The organism is Pontibacter sp. BAB1700 (assembly GCF_000277005.1).
GTDB lineage: Bacteria > Bacteroidota > Bacteroidia > Cytophagales > Hymenobacteraceae > Pontibacter > Pontibacter lucknowensis.
In genome coordinates this window covers 14,558-32,792 of record NZ_AKIS01000051.1, presented here as the reverse complement: position 1 = coordinate 32,792, position 18,235 = coordinate 14,558, and the positions used below count along the sequence as shown (strand labels likewise).

17 protein-coding genes, 1 tRNA gene and 1 pseudogene are annotated in these 18,235 nt (G+C 49.7%); 13 read left to right on the top strand and 6 right to left on the bottom strand.

What is annotated here, in order from left to right:
* Positions 1-67 precede the first annotated feature (67 nt).
* Positions 68-1,267: a phosphoglycerate kinase gene (pgk, locus tag O71_RS07210; RefSeq protein ID WP_007654840.1), complete on the bottom strand. Its 1,200-nt coding sequence runs from the start codon at positions 1,265-1,267 to the stop codon at positions 68-70.
* A gap of 817 nt (positions 1,268-2,084) precedes the next feature.
* Here pgk and O71_RS07205 point away from each other — a divergent pair.
* The 3 genes from O71_RS07205 (at position 2,085) to O71_RS21550 (ending at position 6,261) form a co-directional block, all read left to right on the top strand.
* On the top strand, positions 2,085-4,811 hold the full coding sequence (locus O71_RS07205; RefSeq protein ID WP_007654839.1) for a D-alanine--D-alanine ligase: 2,727 nt from the start codon (positions 2,085-2,087) through the stop codon (positions 4,809-4,811).
* Positions 4,812-5,038: 227 nt separating this feature from the next.
* Positions 5,039-5,815 carry a PASTA domain-containing protein gene (locus O71_RS07200; protein ID WP_040573912.1) on the top strand — a complete coding sequence of 259 codons (777 nt, stop codon included), beginning with the start codon at positions 5,039-5,041 and terminating at the stop codon, positions 5,813-5,815.
* Positions 5,776-6,261 carry a hypothetical protein gene (locus tag O71_RS21550; protein ID WP_155800669.1) on the top strand — a complete coding sequence of 162 codons (486 nt, stop codon included), beginning with the start codon at positions 5,776-5,778 and terminating at the stop codon, positions 6,259-6,261. The genes O71_RS07200 and O71_RS21550 overlap by 40 nt, the downstream gene beginning before the upstream one ends.
* Before the next feature lie 364 nt (positions 6,262-6,625).
* Here the strand turns inward: O71_RS21550 and O71_RS23755 are convergent, their stop codons facing one another.
* Positions 6,626-6,868, bottom strand: a complete 243-nt coding sequence (locus O71_RS23755; protein ID WP_155800667.1) for a hypothetical protein — start codon at positions 6,866-6,868, stop codon at positions 6,626-6,628.
* Here O71_RS23755 and O71_RS21545 point away from each other — a divergent pair.
* Positions 6,857-7,675, top strand: a complete 819-nt coding sequence (locus O71_RS21545) for a T9SS type A sorting domain-containing protein (RefSeq protein ID WP_051017721.1) — start codon at positions 6,857-6,859, stop codon at positions 7,673-7,675. The two genes, O71_RS23755 and O71_RS21545, sit on opposite strands and share 12 nt — an antisense overlap.
* Positions 7,672-7,974: a rhodanese-like domain-containing protein gene (locus tag O71_RS07185; protein WP_007654834.1), complete on the top strand. Its 303-nt coding sequence runs from the start codon at positions 7,672-7,674 to the stop codon at positions 7,972-7,974. Before O71_RS21545 ends, O71_RS07185 begins: the two co-directional genes overlap by 4 nt.
* Before the next feature lie 617 nt (positions 7,975-8,591).
* Here O71_RS07185 and O71_RS07180 read toward each other — a convergent pair.
* Both O71_RS07180 and O71_RS07175 read right to left on the bottom strand, forming a co-directional pair.
* Positions 8,592-9,773, bottom strand: coding sequence for a site-2 protease family protein (locus O71_RS07180; protein WP_007654832.1), 1,182 nt, complete (start codon positions 9,771-9,773; stop codon positions 8,592-8,594).
* A 90-nt stretch (positions 9,774-9,863) separates the two neighbouring features.
* Positions 9,864-10,496, bottom strand: a complete 633-nt coding sequence (locus O71_RS07175) for an HAD family phosphatase (RefSeq protein WP_007654830.1) — start codon at positions 10,494-10,496, stop codon at positions 9,864-9,866.
* Positions 10,497-10,587: 91 nt separating this feature from the next.
* On the opposite strand from O71_RS07175, the gene O71_RS07170 reads away from it, so the two are divergent.
* From O71_RS07170 to O71_RS07145, 7 genes and pseudogenes are all read left to right on the top strand, one after another.
* Positions 10,588-10,661, top strand: a tRNA-Ile gene (locus O71_RS07170).
* Between the two features lie 134 nt (positions 10,662-10,795).
* On the top strand, positions 10,796-11,431 hold the full coding sequence (locus O71_RS21540; RefSeq protein ID WP_007654828.1) for a hypothetical protein: 636 nt from the start codon (positions 10,796-10,798) through the stop codon (positions 11,429-11,431).
* Positions 11,377-11,631 carry a hypothetical protein gene (locus O71_RS22585; RefSeq protein ID WP_081490452.1) on the top strand — a complete coding sequence of 85 codons (255 nt, stop codon included), beginning with the start codon at positions 11,377-11,379 and terminating at the stop codon, positions 11,629-11,631. Before O71_RS21540 ends, O71_RS22585 begins: the two co-directional genes overlap by 55 nt.
* A 313-nt stretch (positions 11,632-11,944) precedes the next feature.
* The gene (locus tag O71_RS07160) at positions 11,945-12,955 is read left to right on the top strand and encodes a histone deacetylase (protein WP_007654824.1); all 1,011 of its coding nucleotides are present in this window, start codon (positions 11,945-11,947) and stop codon (positions 12,953-12,955) included.
* 365 nt (positions 12,956-13,320) lie between these two features.
* Positions 13,321-13,722 (top strand): annotated as a pseudogene (locus tag O71_RS07155) (pentapeptide repeat-containing protein); the annotation flags it as partial.
* An 83-nt stretch (positions 13,723-13,805) separates the two neighbouring features.
* Complete coding sequence (locus tag O71_RS07150) at positions 13,806-14,228, top strand: (deoxy)nucleoside triphosphate pyrophosphohydrolase (RefSeq protein WP_007654820.1); 423 nt, start codon at positions 13,806-13,808, stop codon at positions 14,226-14,228.
* Between the two features lie 32 nt (positions 14,229-14,260).
* Positions 14,261-15,193 carry a hypothetical protein gene (locus O71_RS07145; RefSeq protein WP_007654814.1) on the top strand — a complete coding sequence of 311 codons (933 nt, stop codon included), beginning with the start codon at positions 14,261-14,263 and terminating at the stop codon, positions 15,191-15,193.
* On the opposite strand, the gene O71_RS22580 is transcribed toward O71_RS07145, so the two are convergent.
* Complete coding sequence (locus O71_RS22580; protein WP_071530848.1) at positions 15,127-15,711, bottom strand: YqiA/YcfP family alpha/beta fold hydrolase; 585 nt, start codon at positions 15,709-15,711, stop codon at positions 15,127-15,129. The genes O71_RS07145 and O71_RS22580 overlap by 67 nt on opposite strands.
* Before the next feature lie 21 nt (positions 15,712-15,732).
* Positions 15,733-16,701, bottom strand: coding sequence for a hypothetical protein (locus O71_RS07135; RefSeq protein ID WP_155800663.1), 969 nt, complete (start codon positions 16,699-16,701; stop codon positions 15,733-15,735).
* A gap of 217 nt (positions 16,702-16,918) precedes the next feature.
* On the opposite strand from O71_RS07135, the gene O71_RS07130 reads away from it, so the two are divergent.
* Positions 16,919-18,181: a hypothetical protein gene (locus O71_RS07130; RefSeq protein ID WP_007654807.1), complete on the top strand. Its 1,263-nt coding sequence runs from the start codon at positions 16,919-16,921 to the stop codon at positions 18,179-18,181.
* The last annotated feature ends 54 nt before the right edge of the window (positions 18,182-18,235 follow it).

The window sequence follows — 18,235 nt, the reverse complement described above, 5'->3', positions numbered from 1 at the left end:
CCTCGCTCGCGAGACGCGAGCGAGGGTGTCAGGAGACGGTTTTAATTAGTGCGTTAGTTTTATTAGATTAATAGTCGTCACGCTCAATGGCGGCCACACCTGGCAGGGTCTTGCCTTCCATGTACTCCAGCAGCGCACCGCCACCAGTCGACACGTAAGACACGCGGTCGGCATAGCCCAGCTGGTTTACAGCAGCGGCAGAGTCACCACCACCGATCAGCGAGTAAGCACCACGGCGGGTTGCATCTACCACTGCTTCAGCCACGGCTTCAGTTCCTACTGAGAAGTTTGACATCTCGAACACTCCCATCGGGCCATTCCACAAGATCGTTTTCGAGTTGCGAATCACATCAGCATACATTTCGCGGGCGTTTGGTCCGATGTCAAGGCCCATCCACATCGGCTTGATATGGTGGCTTAGGGAGGTGTCCACGTTGGCGTCGTTGCTGAACTCATCGGCGATGATGGAGTCAACAGGGATCATCAGGTTCACACCTTTTTCTTTGGCCATCGCGATGAGGCGTGCAGCAAGTTCTACTTTATCTTCCTCCACCAGCGATGAACCGATCTGTCCGCCATCAGCCTTCACGAAGGTATAGCTCATGCCACCACCGATCAGCAGGTTGTCCACGCGGTCCATCAGCTTCTCGATGATCAGAATTTTGTCAGATATTTTGGCACCACCCATAATAGCGGTATAAGGACGTTCGGCATTGTCCATCACGCGGCGGGCATTGTCGAGTTCAGCATGCATCACGTAACCCATTACCTTGTCGTTCGGGAAATAGCGGGCGATCACGGCTGTAGAAGCGTGCTCTCGGTGTGCGGTACCAAAGGCATCATTCACATAAACATCACCTATACTGGCCAGTTGTTGTGCAAATTCCGGATCACCTTTTTCCTCAGCCTTGTGGAAACGAAGGTTCTCGAGCAACAGGATTTCACCTGGCTGCAGGTCTTGTGCCAGTTGTGCCGCCTCAGGGCCTATGCAGTCAGTAGCAAACTTAACAGTAGTGTTGAATTCCTGTGAAAGACGATCCACGAGGTGACGCAGGGAGTATTTCTCTTCCGGTCCGGCTTTCGGGCGGCCCAGGTGCGACATCAGGATGACAGCACCGCCATCGTTCAATATTTTCTGGATAGTCGGCACGGCCGCACGGATACGGGTGTCATCGGTAATGCGGTAGTCAGCATCCAGCGGAACATTAAAGTCCACCCGGACAAGCGCCTTCTTGCCGGCAAAGTTATACGCGTCTACAGTTCTCATGATTTGTCTTTTTCGTTAGTCTTACTCGTTTTTCGTTTTTACGGAGTTTTTGTTTCCGGTATGCGCAATTGGGTGTACAAATATAGTGAAAAGGGTATTTGTCTGAATCATGATTTTCAGGATTTTAGGATTAACAGGATTTTCACAGATACCGGGCCCAACCACCCCTAGCCACAGATGCTTTCAACTCAAGGAATAACGATTCTTCACTGTCATCTCGACAGAATGGAGAGATCTTCATTCTTTGAGAACAGCGGACTATTTTTAGATTTCTCGCGAATAGAGGGCTCTTGACCCTTGCTTGTCAATAACAGGGGAATTGAGAACGATTGTCATCCCCCTGCCCCCTTAGAAGGCAGGGCTGTTAAGTTCTACATTATATGGTCAGTTCATGGCACCACCATTAGACATAGCAATAGCCAAGTTCTCCCTTGAGGGGAGCCAGAGGGGTGTTGGCGGTAGGCATAAGGCCCGCCCGGCCAGGGCAAGCTATGAAACAGCACCGGTTGCTATACCTGCAACAACCGCCGCTACGCTAGAAAGAGCAGTTATACTGGGCCAGAGGCCCTACCATAGCAAGTCACGAGCGAGAACGCTCGCGCCATAACATATTGCGATAGGCAACTCGCGCCACGATACTCCCAGCCGGCAGCAAGTCAAACTACTCCTCCCTTGGTTAAACATTGAATTTCCACCCCATCTCCACCGTTATACCTATACCGGGCATCATAAATCCCGATTTCGCTATGTATTTCCAATTGCATCCTGTATCTTTTGCCCCTTAAAATACTGAGTGTATTTGTTACCTTTGCATACCATGAGAGTAGGAATAATATTTGGCGGACCGTCCCGTGAGCGTGAGATCTCTTTCGCAGGCGGCCGTACCGTGTACGACAATTTAGACAAAGCCCTATTTGAGGCCGTTCCGGTGTTTGCCGACAGCCTCGGTAACTTCATTTTGCTGGACTGGCAGTACATCTACAAAGGCACCATCCGTGACTTCTACCCGCCGGTGGAGGCCCTGCCGGAGAGTGAGCACGGACTGCAGATCTACCTGGAGTCGCTGGGCGAACTGAGCATCGAGGAGCAGGACCGCATCATCGCCAAAGCCGGCAAGCGCCTGTTGCCGCACGAGTTCAAGAACCACTTCGACTTCGCTTTCCTGGCGCTGCATGGACCTTATGGTGAGGATGGCAGCATTCAGGGATTGCTCGAGTGGTACCATATTCCGTACTCCGGATCAGGTATACTGCCATCTTCCATAGGTATAGACAAAGCCGCACAAAAAGAAATGCTCAAGCAGCATGGCTTCCCGACGCCGGACTACCGCAAGGTGCAGTATGCGGAGTGGAAGGATGTTAACAACCGCAAGCAGCTGTTCGAGTCGCTGGTAGCTGACCTTGGTCTGCCATTGGTACTGAAGGCGCCGCATCAGGGTTCGTCTATTGGCGTTTCCATTGTGAAGGAGCACAACTACGAGCTGTTCGAGCAGGGCATGGACCGTAGTTTCTTTACCAAGAACATTTACAAAGCGCAATGGCAGGCGCTGGGCGAGGAGAAGCAGGTGGCCAGCATGAAGCAACTCGTGGATATCCGCGAAGGCATTGGCATGCCGGTTGTGCTCGAAGAAGGCACCATCCTGTACCACCCGGAAGAGCTATTGAACCATATCAACCATACCTTTGCTACTACTGACACTGAAACCATCGTGCTGACAAGTGTGGAGCATGAGCAGCAGGTGTTGGTAGAGGCTTTCATCAACGGACGTGAGTTCTCATGTATCGTGGTGCAGGACGAGACTGGTGCGCCAATCGCTTTGCCGCCGACCGAGATTGTGAAGGGCAGCGAGGTGTTCGACTACCGCTCCAAGTACCTGCCGGGTCTGGCCCGCAAGATCACACCGATCAATTTGCCTAGTGAGCAGATTCAGGAGATCCGCAAGGCCTGCAGCAAGCTGTTTGTCAATCTGGGCTTCAACGTGTATGCCCGTCTCGACGGCTTCATCACTGAGGAAGGCAATATCTTCCTGAACGACCCGAACACGACGTCAGGTATGCTGCCGTCGTCGTTCTTCTTCCACCAGGCGGCTGAGATCGGCTTAAACCCTTCGCAGTTCCTGACCTACATCATCCGTACGTCGGTGGCCGAGCGCCTGAAGTCAGGTAAGGACACCGTGACGTTGACGAGACTGTTAAGCCAGCTCGACAATGCCATCCGTGAGGAGAACGCCCACCGCCACGACAAGATCCGGGTGGGGGTGATCATGGGTGGTTATTCCTCTGAAAGACACATTTCGGTGGAGAGCGGTCGTAACATTTACGAAAAGCTTTCTTCGTCTACCAAATACGAGCCGCTGCCGATCTTCCTGACAGGTAGCAACGAGGAGCATCGTCTGTACAGTATTCCGATCAACATCATGCTGAAGGACAATGCCGACGATATCAAAGAGAAGATCCAGCATTTTGAGCACGGCGGCAAACCGCATCCGGTGCTGCAGGAAATTATCAGCGAGGCCGAAAGCATCACCCGCAAGTATACCGGTAAGAGTCTCGACGAGCCGCAGCGCATCACTTACAGCCAGTTGCAGAACATGGTCGATGCGGTGTTCATCGCCTTGCACGGTCGTCCGGGCGAGGATGGAGCCCTTCAGCAGGAACTCGAGAAACTGGCTATACCTTACAACGGGTCCGGCATCAGCTCTTCGCAGATCACGATCAACAAATACGACACCAACGAAATCCTTGCCAAGCACGGCGTGCCGGTAGCGCATCACCGCATGGCCTGGAAAGAGGATTGGTTGAAAGACAAAGAGGCCTTCTACCAGAGCCTCGAGAATGAGTTCCGCTATCCGTTCATCGCCAAGCCAGCGGACGATGGCTGTAGCTCGGCTGTGAAAAAGATCAAGAACCGCGCAGAACTAGACGCTTTCACGACCCTGATCTTCCGGGAGATGGAAGAGCTGGATACGGAATGCGCCAGAACGCTGTCGCTGGGCTTCAAGGAGGAATTCCCGAATAAGCAAGGCTTCCTGGTAGAAACACTCATCAGCAAGAACGGCGCAAAGCACTTCCTGGAAATTACCGGTGGCCTGCTAACCACTTATGCACCAGACGGTACGGTTGCGTACGAGGTGTTTGAAGCTTCCGAAGCTCTGGCTGAAGGTGAGGTATTGTCGCTGGAAGAGAAGTTTTTGGCAGGGGAGGGGCAGAACATTACGCCGGCCCGCTATGCACAGGACCCGGAGCGCCGTCAGAAAATCTCTGACAAAGTGAAGGAAGACCTGAAGCGCGTAGCCCAGATCCTGAACATCGAAGGCTATGCCCGTATCGACGCCTTTGTGCGCGTGCTGGAAAACGACGAGGTGGAGACCATCATCATTGAGGTGAACTCCCTGCCAGGTATGACCCCGGCGACCTGTATCTTCCACCAGACCGCCATCAACGGCTACAAGCCTTACGAGTTCATCGACCGCATCCTGACGTTTGGAGTAGAAAGAAACGAGCGGGTGAAAGAACTGCAGGGGTATAAGTCGAGGAACATTTGAAGTTAGCCAGTTAAACCTATACCTGTCATTTCGAATGCAATGAGAAATCTGAGTTATCGTGGAAACCATGAAGTTATCCAGATTTCTCACCTTGTTCGAAATGACAGTAATGCCAGAGTGCTGTGATATAGCGAGTAAAATGCATTTGATACAATTCACTCATTCACTCAATCACTAATTCAAAAATTAAAAAGCCCCCAAAGGGCGAACAATCAATAATTAATTAAATGTTAAAGACGAATTCATTTGTGGGGGTGCTGGTACACCTGGCCTTGATGGGAGTGATTGTGGCCGGGTTGATCTTCGGATTCTTCTACCTATACCTACCGTCGGCTACGAACCATGGCGAGACGATTTCGGTGCCGAAGATCACAGGTATGCAGTTGCCGGATGCTGAGGCGTTTCTGGAAGAACAGAACCTGCGCTATTTCGTAAACGACTCGAGTTATCATCCGGAGTACAAGCCTTTCGAGATCCTGACACAAGATCCTGCACCGGGCTCCAAAGTAAAGGAGAACCGCAAGATCTATATCAGCATCAACATGAAAAATCCGCCGATGATCAAGATGCCGAAGCTGATCGACGGATCGGTGAAAAATGCGGAGCTTATCTTGAAGAGCTACAACCTGCGTCGTGGCAAGATCACGAACGTGCCTGACCTGCAGCATGGTGCTGTGCTGAAGCAGTTCGTGAACGGCAAAGAGGTGCAGCCGGGTGACCAGGTACCAAAGGGTGCAGTGGTAGACCTGCACGTAGGTGATGGCCTTGGTAACACTGAATTTGAGGTGCCGGACGTGGTAGGTATGCCGCTCGACGAAGCTTCGGTGCTGCTGGTTGGCCAGAAGTTACAGCTGGGCAACATCATTTATGTGTCAGGCAGCGGCAAGCCAGATGGCACCATCATTCGTCAGCGTCCGATCGCTGATGTGAAAGCCATGATCAGAACAGGCGAGCTGGTGGACCTTTGGGTCGCTGGCGAAGAGCCAGTGCAAGGTATAGACTAACAGATGCGCCCGCTACTAACCGTGGCGGGCGCATTTTATATGACAAAGGTATGGGTATAAGACAGTTTCTGTTTACGCTAGTACTGCTCTGCTGTGGCTCTTTAGTCTCGGCTCAGGGAGTCCTGATGCCCTTGCAACAGGATCCGCAGCGTATACCTGCCGGAAACCCATACCAACTCCGAACAGAGAGCAATCACCTATCCCTGCCTTTTTTCGACGATTTTTCCGGTGCTACCACCACGCCCGATCCGGCCTACTGGATCAACGGCGGGACTTACGTGAACAACCGCTTTGCCCTACGACCGCTTACCCGCAACGTAGCTACGTTTGATGGGCTCAATGCACAGGGCAACCCCTACGGCAGCAACATTGGCGGACCAACCGATACCCTCACTTCGCAGCCTATCCGGTTAGCAGGCTCACGCCAGCCGACTCGGTATACCTGAGCTTTTACTGGCAGTCGGGTGGGCAGGGGAGTGCGCCGGAGCGGAATAATAACAACCCGCGTCTGCTGCGGCTGGAGTTTAAAGAAAGCAATGGCACTTGGACACAGGTATGGCAACAGACCGCCCCTGGCCAGGTAACGGAGTTTGCCCAGGCCTGGGTGGCTATAAGGGAGCAGCGCTTTATGCACGACGAGTTTCAGTTCCGCTTCCGAACAGAGGGCACCCGCAATTCCATCCGCGACATCTGGAACCTCGACTACGTAGAGCTGGACCGCAACCGCCGCCGGGGCCAAAACACGACCCGCGACATCGGCATCAGCGAAAGCGTATCGCCGCTCATGGACTACAGCGCGGTACCTGCCCGTCAGTTCCTGGCTAATCCCGGGCTATACCTGCGCGACGAGATTTCTGCCAGTCTGAACAACCTCGGTGACCTGCCGGGAGCGATTGCCTGGCGTGCTTTTATACAGCAGGTAGGTGTTACGCCAGCCGATACCTTCCTGCGCGAAGAAGCCTTATACCCGGGCAGGCCCGGCAACGCCAGATCACGGCCACACCGCGCATCAGCAACCTCAACCTCAATCCGGAGGGCTTTGTGCTGCAGCATGGTTTCTGGCTCGATACCAAAGAACAGAACGCCCGGCAGCGCGCCAACGACAGCACCCTGCAGCGCACCACCTTCAGTGACTACTTCGCCCTGGACGATGGCACAGCCGAGGCCGGTTACAGCAGTCTCTATACCTATGGAAATACCCAGGTGGCGCAGCGCTTTGAACTGGCAACAGCAGACCAGGTACGTGCTTTCCGGGTGCATTTTCCGCAGGTGGGTGTGCGGCACAACAATGTGTCTATTGTCTTCCGCATCTGGGCTGACGACAACGGTCGACCGGGCCGCACCCTCCACGAGCAATCCTTTCCGGTGCAACAGAACGAGGGACTCAACACCTTTTATGAAATAGAACTGAGCCAGCCGGTTCCGGTGGAGGGCACCTTTTATGTCGGCTTCAGTCAGCCTGCAACTCTCTACCTGAATATTGGCTTTGACCGCAATGCCGGTGCCACAGGCCGCTTGTTTTACAATACCGTGGTAGGTGGCTGGCAGCGGGACAGCGTCAATGCAGGTGCTGTGATGCTACGCCCTGTGATGGCTGGTCAGGCACTGGGTCTGGAGGAGGAGGCACGTGACGCTGACCTGCAGGTATACCCGAACCCCAGCAACGGCATTTTACATTTCTCCGGACCTTACCGCTCTTTTTCGATGTACGATGTAACCGGAAGGGAGATTTTGCGTCATAAAGCAACGGTATGGCAGGAACCGGTACGCCTCCCGAAGCTTTCGCCGGGCTTATATACTATCCGAATTGAAACCGACCATCATACATTTACTACCAAACGCATCCTAATAAACTTATGATCACAACAGACATTACGGCCGAGGAACTCAAGGAACGATTGGCCAAGGGCGAAACGCCCGTTATCATCGATGTTCGCGAGGACTGGGAACATCAGGAATCCAAAATTGAAGGTGCACAGAACATCCCGCTCGGTGCTTTACCGCAGCGCCTGGATGATATAGAGGATTATAAAGACCTGGAGGTAATCGTACACTGCAAGTCCGGTATGCGTTCAGCATCTGCCAAAGCCTTTTTGCAGCAGCAGGGCTTCAAGCAGGTTCGCAACCTGCTTGGCGGGATTACTGGCTACCAGGGATAATTTGATTTTTGGATATGGCGCGAGCGTCCGCGCTCGTGACTACTATAGAGGGGCCTCTGGCCCCTTTTTCTATTAGATGTTATTTGCACCGCTCTTGTTCAGTATACCGCAAGTTTAGCGTTAGCGTAACTTGTGGTTGCATATTGGGCCAGTTTGCAACTGGCGTAACGGCTGTTGAAGGTATAACAACCAGTGCTGTTTCATAGCTTGCCCTGGCCGGGCGGGCCTCACTTTTTTCCTTGATGAAAAAATCGAGGGCCCCTACCCCCAGTAAGCAAAAAAATCAAGACCCTCCAAATAGAGGGCCCCTACCCCCACTCGCTGAACGCTCGAACAGTGGAGTGTCGTAAAGCGCACCTAGCTTACGCTGTCTGTTTCATAGCTCAAGGGGCAAGTTAGTCTTGCTATACCTGCCAGTGGTGTGTACCGAAATTACAGCGCGCATACCTGTGAAGAGGCAGTAATAGAAAGTCCCCCTTCGAAGGGGGCAGGGGGATGACAATCGTTCTCAATTCCCCTCTCGAGAGGGGCAGGGGTGTGTTAATCGTTAGTGAGAATCCTGTCAATCCAAAAATCCTGAAAATCCTTGGGGTAGGGGCCCTATGTGAAGATTCTGACTACTCAATCACAAACGGCGTCGGACTGAAGCATAGCAAAAAGATCACAAAGGCCAGTACCCCCAACACCTTGCGTCCGGTCGTGATCGGCGCCTCATTCGGACAAGAAGGATGGAAGATGCCCATCAGCCTTGAGAGCAGGAGGCCGAAAACCAGCCAGCCGCTGTAGCCGTCGGCAGTTGGGTATAGCCAGGCAATCAGCACCTGTACCACTACTACGATCAGCACCAGGTAGGCTGTAAAGCTCAGCTTTGGGGTGGCAGGCTCCAGCACGAAGAAAAGGTACAGCACATACAGCGGCCATGCCCAGATGTAGCCTGCCAGCTCCGGGAAGGTCTCGGCCAGGCTATACTGCGCCAGCAGCATCCCCAGCGCAGCAAGCAGGCCGTGGCGGTTATCGTGCAGAATGCCCCGGAAGGCAAAGAACACAAAGGGCGCCAGTACCACCAGCAGGCTATCGTCCCAGAGCGGTTCGCGGTGCGGCGAGATCATGCCCATACCGGCATACAGAATAAAAAAACTGAAGAAAATCGGGGAGAGTTGGTTGAAGCGTCTGTACCCGATCAGGCCGTAGAGCACGTGTCCGCCGTCCAGCTGACCGATGGGCAGCAGGTTGAGGGCCGTGAAGAACAGTGCCAGGTAACCTGCAAAGAGCAGCGGGTAATGGATCACTTCATAGGCATTGGGCACCAGCACCGGGTCTGCCACATACCTTTCAAAGAACAGGAAAAGCAGGTTCTTGCCCAGTGAGAAATTGCCCTCGCCCTGGTATACGTACCGGGCATAATCCTGCCCAAACTGCTGGTACTCCGGATGAATAGTGAAGATAAAATCCGGGTCGGGCAGGTGCGTAAAGCCATACCATAGCAGCGGAATGGCTACCACAAAGCCCGCCAACGGACCGGCTATACCTATGTCGAAGAACTGCTGTCGGGAGAAGATGCGGCTCCTGATCCGGATGAAAGCGCCCATGGTGCCAATGGTGGACGTGATGCCAAACCACAGCGGGATATAATAAGGCAGCGTAACATTGGCACGGTAATGTTTGGCAGTGAAGTAGTGCCCGAACTCATGCACCGTGAGCACGCCCAGAAAAGGTATAGAGAAGTATAGCCCGGCTGCCAGTTCGGTCCAGGTAAATGTACCCGTCCACGAAAAGCCCTCAGCTCCCCAGAAGAACAACTTGCCGAAACGCCATTCGGCCCCGGCAATGGTCGTCGTGATCAGGGTGAGTACAAAGAGCAGCAGGTGCAGGCTATACCTGTTTTGCCCTTAGGAAACCGCATCCTTGAACACCTGGTTGATGGTGAGCGGCGGCTCCAGGAAGAGCGTCTGCAGACCCACTTTTCGGGCACTCTCGATGTGCTGAATGCTGTCGTCGATAAAGAGCGTCTCTTCGCGCTGCAGGCCGTTCTGCTCCAGTATCTGCTCAAACACGATGGCGTCGGGCTTGCGCTGCCCGATTAGGTGTGAGTAATAGGCCTGCTCAAAAAGCGAGTCGAGGCTCGGCATGGTAAAGCTGTAGGCCACCATCTCGTTGAAGCGCTTCAGGTGGATGGCGTTGGTATTGCTCAGCAGGAAGATGCGGTATTGCTTGCCCAGCTCACGGAGCAGCTCAATGCGTTCGGCCGGAATATCGAGCAGCATGGCGTTCCAGGCCTCGTCGATCTGCTCGTCGGTAGCGTCGAGGTGGTAGGCTTCGCGCAGGTGCTGGCGAAACTCTTCGGGGCTGCTGTTGCCGGTCTCGAAGAGGTCAAACAGGTGAGACTGTGCGCGTTGGCTATACTCTATGGTATGGCCCGCGGTGCAGTACTGCTCTAGCTCGCGTATGCTTTTATGGTAATCTATGTTGATGATGACCCCGCCGAGGTCGAAGATGATGTTTTTAACAGTAGTCAGGTCCACGAAAATATTTTGGTCTGGTATTTGAAATTGTCCCTACAAATATGTAGAATTGCACTCCCAAATCAAAGGAAGCACATTCTTTTAAGGGAACGGGCCTATAGCTCATTCGGTTAGAGCAACTGACTCATAATCAGTAGGTGCCTGGTTCGATTCCAGGTGGGCCCACTCAAAATCAAGCACTTATCTCGGAAAGAGGTAGGTGCTTTTTTTGTTTTGCCCTTCTATTGAGGCCCTCTTTTAGTTAATATCTATCTTAATTCTGCTATATTGGACTTAAATATATTAGTGAACATAGTTCTATGACAGCAATCAAAAAGAAAAATATAGCCTTGATAGGTATAGGCGAAATAGGGAACTGCACGGTAGAGTATCTGCAAGCACAGTCCTTAAGAAACGTTTTACTGGCTTCTTCTGACGCATCTGCCCCGAACAACATGCAGACGGTAATGGATCATTTACTGAGCGAACATCCAGAAATTGTGTTTGTTGTAGGCAGTTTGGATGAAAGCGCAGAAGCTGACAAGCTAGCTTCTTTGGCCGGAATGGCAAAAGCCGAGGGTATTCTTACCATTGGTTTTGTAACAATGGAAGATGTAGATTCTGACAAAACCAAAGACACCTACTTACCGCTTGCCGCCATAAAACAGCACACTGATGCGACTTTTGTGCTAGCCTATGATAAGCTGCGCACTGTAAATAGGAAATTGGAAACTATTACTGCTAGAGCCAGCGAATATATTGCAAATGCTCTGAGAGCTATTGCCGAGGTCGTGACACTGGATGCGGAAGTAAACGTGGATGTAGACGATGTGCGCACCGTGCTGGAGAAGGCTGACAAAGCTTGGTGGGAACAGCTACTGCTAAAGGACAGAACAGGGCGATGGTCGCGGTTCAGCAAGCTACAGACTTTACGCTGCTCACTCACTCAGATATAGCCGGTGCGGGCCGCATCCTGCTATCAATTACTTCAGGTGCAACAGCTGAGCTTGAAATGGAAGAACTGACCGACATAACGGAATACATCCAAGACAAGGCAGGCCAACAGGCTGAGGTGATCTTTGGCCATAGTATTGACGACAAGCTGGAGGATGGTATTCGTGTCACCCTTATAGCAGCTTGTTTTTCGGATAATTAATCGTCGGGCAAATAATTACAAGCTTGCAAAGTGGCATTTGTGGTAGGTATAGGCATGTATCTTTGCCTTATACCAACCACATCCGCCTATGCAACAATCCCTGCCTTTTGTCCCTTACCCGTATGTTTTACTCCCCGACGAAAACCTGAGCTACGAGCCGATGCTTTATGTAGCGCCAGACCGAATCATCAAAATACTTTATGGCTATACTCATAAGCATAGAGTGGTGCATACTGCATGTGCAGCACGAAGAAGCTGCCATGCCCGATAAAGTACATCATCAGTTGCAGTTCAACCTTAAATAAGTATAGCCATGCGCCATAAACAGATCGTGACATTTTACATGCCAGAGCAGGTGGATGCCCGCAACGGGGAAGACCTGTATACCCGCAGCCCCAATAAGCCAGCACTGTTACTCGCTAAGTTGAAGGAAGAAGGCTTGATGCCCTGCTTCAATGTGCAGGAGTTTGTACCTTTTGATAAAGAAGAGTTTTACATAGCTCACACAGAAGAGTATGTGGATGCCTTCTTTGCAGGTGTTACGCCCTTGGCAACTACTAATTGCCTTACATGGAGTGAGAATCTGGTGAACTCTGTCAGGTATACCAACGCCAGTTTATACCATGCTATCAAATATGCCGTTGAGCATCCGGAGGCGCTAACCTTTAGTCCCACTAGTGGCTTTCATCATGCCAAGCCAGAACGTGGTTCCGGTTTCTGTACCTTTAGCGGACAGGTGATTGCCTCAGTGAAACTTTACCGCGAGTTGGGGGTTTCCGGGGCGTACCTGGACCTGGACCACCACTTTGGCAACTCTATTGAGGACAGCCGCAGCTTTGTCCCTGATTTGGACAAAGCTATACCTGCTTATGCCAATGTAAACCTGAGAGGCACCAATGATGGTTATCTGGCTGACTTGTACCGCAATTTGGTATTGCTCAAGGAGAAGATACTTGCAAAGGAAATACATTATGTTGTGTGGTGCCATGGAGCAGACTCGCATGTGTATGACGACTTGGGAGGCAGTGTGAACACCGAGTACTGGTTACTGGCTGCTGAGATTTTCTACAAGTGGGTGTTGGAAGTGGAAGAGGAGCTGGGGTACCACTTACCTGTTGCCATGTCGCTTTTCGGAGGCTACCGTACCAACGCCTACGATTCGGTGCTCTCGCTGCATACTGCTGACCTGGTGTTGAGTGCCAATATATTGCTGGGCCACACTATGGCGTATGAACCACAAGTAGAGGTCAGCCCTTTCATTAAAAGAGACCCCTTGCTCACGGCTATAGCCGCCGGCGAAACGCTAATGGGCTATGTAGATTAATATATAGTGGTTTCCCCTATACTCCACTAATATATGATTTTGATTATATAGTTTTTTTGCTTACTTTTGCAGTACAATTCCCTTTTATTTATTGGTTAAAAAGAGTGAAAGTGCCATAAGGGCGCTTTGCGTTCACCCGTGTCCTTTTTGGGATGCGATGTGTTCCCGCGTGTCTGTGATTCTACCATATAATCCCCTTGCCTTATGAAAAGAGATTTTATTTGTCGCCAGCTAGCAGATGTGCGCACATCCAATGAGCCCTTAGTATTAAATGAGTCAGACGTGGATCTGAGCGGACTGAATATGTCAGGTTTAAACCTAAGTGGCTCAACGTTCGCCCGCGTTAGCCTGAAAGGGCAAACTTAAGTGGTGCTATCTTGAAGGGTGTAAGATTTGTAGGGGTAGACTTGAGAGGTACAAATTTACAGGGTGCTTGCTTGGTAGATGCTAATTTTGAAGGCTGTGACCTTAGCAAAGCGAACCTTAAAGGTTCAGAAATGCGCTACACCAAAATTTTGATGTCTTCTTTTATAGAAGCAAACCTAACCGGTGCAGATCTGTCAGGTTGCTCTATGGCTTATTCTGATTTCTCCCATGCCATTATGGATGAGGTAAACTTTTCTGGAGCTGACATCAACTTGATCGAGAATGAAGATGATGAAATGGATAAAAATGAGTTTGCCTTTACCTCTATGTATGGCGCTATTATCACCTCCCCCGAAGTAAAAGCTTTTCTGATAAAAGAAGGAGCAGAGCTGCAGGTATAGGATGGTTGAACAGTTAATGTACCGCCCAGTACTTAATGCTGTAACACAGCCTGTAAGCAATACTAACTCAAAAAATAATAAGCATGATAGAAGTAGTGGCTGGGATAATTCAGCGTAGCGGTATGTACCTGATTGCCAGGAGAGCACCTGGTAAAAGCCTGGCAGGTTTTTGGGAATTCCCAGGTGGCAAACTAGAAGCTGGCGAAACCCACGAAGCCTGTCTGGTCCGCGAGTTAAAAGAGGAACTGGACCTGGAGGTAGCCGTTGGGGCATACATTGGGGAGTCTGTTTTTGGCGAGGGCGAAAACCAGGTCCGCTTAGTAGCCTACGCTGCTCACACTAAGCAGGAGCATATTACCTCTACTGATCACGACCAAGTGAGGTGGGTTGATATTTACGAATTTGGTGACTATGAATTCGCCCCCGCTGATATGCCTATTGTGAAAGCGTTGTTGGATAGGAGGATCGCGATAATGGAGAAGCTAATGAATGGGTTGTATAATTAAATGTTGATTAAAATTGATAACAAAGACATAGCATGATTAACAGTATAGAAGATTTTGTAGCCCATATAGGCAATGTTAGCAAAGGAACAAAATTAGTTAAGAAGAAAGGAAAAACGTATCACACGGTAACGGCTGATAATCAGCCCGATTATCAGCTTATTATCCGATTCGTTGAGTCAGAAAATAAACTGAACTCTGTTTGGTTTGATTTAACTGGTAGTGGTTTCAACATGCTGCAGGAAAAGGTGAGTAGCAAGCCACAATATAAGAGGGCGCTATTGGTGCTTTTATGTAAGGAAGGATCACTACAGGGAACGTACATCGTCAACACCCGAAAGCCAAATCCGAAGGTTATCACAGATACGAAGCTTCTTGACAATCAAAAGAGATTAGATATGTACTTGCCGAGAATCCCATTAGATAGGAATGGTAAGTGGAAATTTAATTTAGAAAGGTCGCCTACTGTTGGGCACTACATTACAGTATTAGGGGAGGATAAAGGCAACAAAATACCAGTTGAAAGAAATAACTTAAACTTACTTGATTCTGTATTAGATGACTTGTACAGAAAAGATTTATTAGATCATGATACTGTGGTCAGAGGACCAGAGGCAAAACGAAGTAACGAAAGTGATCGCAGTATTCAAGCCGTATTCGGGAGGTTCACTAAAGGGAACTATAAAATAGGCAAAGCTGCTCAGCATATATTTAATGCTATAGATGAGGATCCTGTGCTGTTTCAAAAAGTGTTAGCGTATGTAAATTCCGATGCCTCTAGGTTTAGGATTATGTATGGAGCTAAGATATTACGACCCGAGCAGGAAGGGAGAAAAGACCACTTAGGTAAAGACCGTTATTATGCTAGATCTTTGCCTAATCACAATTACTATTTATCCAATCACTGGATTAAAGGGCAAGATGATGAACCACTTGAAAAAATGTTGGTGGATTTAGCACTAATATAATACGCTATACCTTTGCAAGTAAGTGGGAAGACGCTACAGTCTTCCCAAAACTCCACCACCTGTTCCTCAAATACCTCCTCAGGTATACGATGCCCCAATCCATCGACTTTCACAATACGAACATCAGCGACATTCAATTTCCCAGACACAAATTCCAAATTATCATTATACAAAATCACATGATCCTGCTTACCTAAAACAATAAAGGTGTGACTACTTTTGTAAACTGGTATAGCTAAACCATTCAAATCAGGAACAGGTGATTTAGTGACGAAAGCTGGGTTGAAAAGCAGCGCGGGTTTATCATATAGCAAGGAAAGCAAATGGGCTGTGTGCCCGCCAAAGCTGGAACCGATGATGACATCGGCGGTGTTGGCAAGGTCGATCAATTTCTTAAAGTAGTCTGGCTTATCGTAGGCTATGGCAGGAGCTGCCACGTTACCGTAGCGCTCCAGTATAGCTCTTTTGGCTGTCGTGAGCGAGCCGTTATAACCGTGCAGGTATAGGATGTGCTTCATGCAGGTATAGTCAGTTTATGCCTAAACAGTTTGTGTTTCAGTTCCATCCGCCAGCTTATACAGCTCCCTGTAATCGTTGCGGTGCAGGTGGTACAGGTATAGCGACTGCGGGTAAGGAAATCGGTCCTGATGCGCTTGCAGGTAATTCAGGAATCGTGTATAGTTGCCACCCAACCACGGCGTGAGCCCCAGCTTTTCGATTCGGTGCAGGTTGCAGTAATGCAGCATCGCCTCAAAATTGGCATCCTGCGCCTCTCTGCTGTAATGCCGCGGACGGTACAGGGGCTTCGCTTTTGGTGCCATCAGCTGTAGTTGCCTTTCTTCGCTCGGCGAGCAGCGTACCATCAGGGTGTCCAGCATGTCGTAGTCGTCCCAAATGTTTTTGCGCTGCAACGTGAGCGTGCGGTTGCCCACTTTGAAAGACACTGCCTTTCCAGGCTCCTTCGTCACGCGCCACACACAAGCAGCTTCTCCATAGCGGCTGTAGTCTGAGAACACAGTTGGGTTCATGTATGCAGGGTCTGTTGCATCGAGCAATTCGGCTTGTTGCGGTAGGTTAAACATTTGATCGCGCCAGCGGCTGCGACCATAGTAGGTGGGGCAGGCTATGTGCAGGTAGGTGTCTTTGAGGATAGGTAGAATAGTGCCCATACTCCAGTTTCCGTTGATGGCGTAATAGCCACCGCCCTCGCTCAACCCCTCGTTTATACACACAAAAGCATCGAACTTTACGCCAGCAGCCTGAAATACCGCCGTAGCCTGCAGCGCCGTCATACCGACAATAATGACCTTACCGCGCACGGCAAAGGTTGAGCGGAAGTTATAGTCAACCAGCACAATGTGGTTGTAGGGAAGGGAGTAATACTCTTTGCGGACTCTGCGACCAGAGGCAAAGTACACCAGGCTTTTGCCAGTTTTGAGTCGCTCACGCAGCATGGCTGCCAATGACTTTTCGTCTAATTCGGATGTTGCATAAGGGGTTCTGCGCATATAAAGAATTGAAGTGAAAGAACGAACCAGCGTTTCTGGCTCTGCTATGCAAAATAGCTCATATACAAGCGCATAATTCTGAGTTTGCAAGCTTGTAATTGATGTGCAAATGGTTTTTTCTTATAAATAATGTGCCCCCTCCATTCAAGATCCCTGTATATACCTTAAAAATATTGTTGAAATTGAATATATTGTATAGGCATTTGAAAGCAAACTTATGAACGTACATATAATCCGAGATACTGACTTCCCTGTGGAGCAGTATGAGCAGGTAATGAAGTTGCTGCAGGCAACTCCTGGGCTTATTTCTTTTATTAGAACCAAAGATAACCTTGCCAGTGCTGCGTTAGCCTTGAGCTCTGGCGAACATGTAGGAGAAAGAATGTCTGTGAACCAAAAAGGAAAGCTGACCGCTAGGAGAGAGCATTTTCTAGGACATTCCTTTAGCTATTTCTTTAACCATTGCGATGCCTATCGGGAACGCTGGACAATACCATCAAAAGATTTTGTGATATTGCTTACACCTGAAAGTAATAGTTTACAGCACTTAGCAGCTTTTCAGGACGACGCCCTAAATGTATTTATTAAAACTAGTGAGTGGGGCGAGTACCTAGATTGCAGCGCTATCTACCCCATCACATTTACAGTTATGACGCAGGTATTGCATAAGCTTTACTGCAAAACCATGTATGCAAGGCGCAGCTTACATGACAAAGCCGAAGGTTGTATTGGGGACTATTGCAGAAACAAAGAAGAGGTTATTTTCAAGTTCCGCACAGCCGACATCTGCATGAAATGCATCAATGGCATGATAGCGGCTGGCGTTAGTCAGGAGTACTTGCTGCAGGCGTTTCCGCTGTTTGAGAAAATGCGCTACGAAATGCTCTTTAAACAAAAGTATGAATTTGTTTTGAGGCATCGCAGAATCCATATTTCACGCAGCACTGGGCGCTCGCAGGGCATTACGGTTAGTTTCCCGGATATAAACAAACACGTCAAGCTCAACCCAAAACGCGCAACGCTATACTTGTTTTTCTTAATCCACCCTAATGGCGTTGCTTTGTCAGATTTGGAGAAACCTGACTATTATGAAAAACTAAAATACCTTTACTCAAACTTATATAGCCGAACTGCCAAAAATAAACAGGCGTACGCAGGCGACGAGGAAATTGACGATGCCTTTGAAAATAAGAGGATGCTCAATGTCGACAACGTGGTAAACTCTTTCGTTTTTAAGGACGAAAAGAAAAAGGGGCCATTTACAGAACTAACCAATATCCGAAAGGAATTCAAAAAGCAGTTGGGTGACGCGGAAGCTGTCGAATACTACATTGATACCTTGCCACACACGGATACCATGCCCAGCACTAAAAAAGTGGTTAAGGGAATAAGAGTAAACGCCAAATTGGTGACGTATGATAATGATGTGAAAGATTACATTTTAGGGAAGTACTGTCCAGACGTAGATGCATTAGCCTAATGGCAGCTGCTGAAAATGCAAGCCTGTAGGCACTGAGATCATAATAATCTTCAA

What these genes read in the sequence shown, in the direction of transcription:
- O71_RS07185 (WP_007654834.1), top strand. Translation starts at nt 7,672, where the DNA reads ATGATCACAACAGACATTACGGCCGAGGAACTCAAGGAACGATTGGCC.
- O71_RS21540 (WP_007654828.1), top strand. Translation starts at nt 10,796, where the DNA reads ATGACAGCAATCAAAAAGAAAAATATAGCCTTGATAGGTATAGGCGAA.
- O71_RS07130 (WP_007654807.1), top strand. Translation starts at nt 16,919, where the DNA reads ATGAACGTACATATAATCCGAGATACTGACTTCCCTGTGGAGCAGTAT.
- O71_RS07160 (WP_007654824.1), top strand. Translation starts at nt 11,945, where the DNA reads ATGCGCCATAAACAGATCGTGACATTTTACATGCCAGAGCAGGTGGAT.
- O71_RS22580 (WP_071530848.1), bottom strand. Translation starts at nt 15,711, where the DNA reads ATGAAGCACATCCTATACCTGCACGGTTATAACGGCTCGCTCACGACA.
- O71_RS22585 (WP_081490452.1), top strand. Translation starts at nt 11,377, where the DNA reads ATGGTCGCGGTTCAGCAAGCTACAGACTTTACGCTGCTCACTCACTCA.
- O71_RS07150 (WP_007654820.1), top strand. Translation starts at nt 13,806, where the DNA reads ATGATAGAAGTAGTGGCTGGGATAATTCAGCGTAGCGGTATGTACCTG.
- O71_RS07205 (WP_007654839.1), top strand. Translation starts at nt 2,085, where the DNA reads ATGAGAGTAGGAATAATATTTGGCGGACCGTCCCGTGAGCGTGAGATC.
- pgk (WP_007654840.1), bottom strand. Translation starts at nt 1,267, where the DNA reads ATGAGAACTGTAGACGCGTATAACTTTGCCGGCAAGAAGGCGCTTGTC.
- O71_RS07200 (WP_040573912.1), top strand. Translation starts at nt 5,039, where the DNA reads ATGTTAAAGACGAATTCATTTGTGGGGGTGCTGGTACACCTGGCCTTG.
- O71_RS23755 (WP_155800667.1), bottom strand. Translation starts at nt 6,868, where the DNA reads ATGCTGCAGCACAAAGCCCTCCGGATTGAGGTTGAGGTTGCTGATGCG.
- O71_RS07145 (WP_007654814.1), top strand. Translation starts at nt 14,261, where the DNA reads ATGATTAACAGTATAGAAGATTTTGTAGCCCATATAGGCAATGTTAGC.
- O71_RS07135 (WP_155800663.1), bottom strand. Translation starts at nt 16,701, where the DNA reads ATGCGCAGAACCCCTTATGCAACATCCGAATTAGACGAAAAGTCATTG.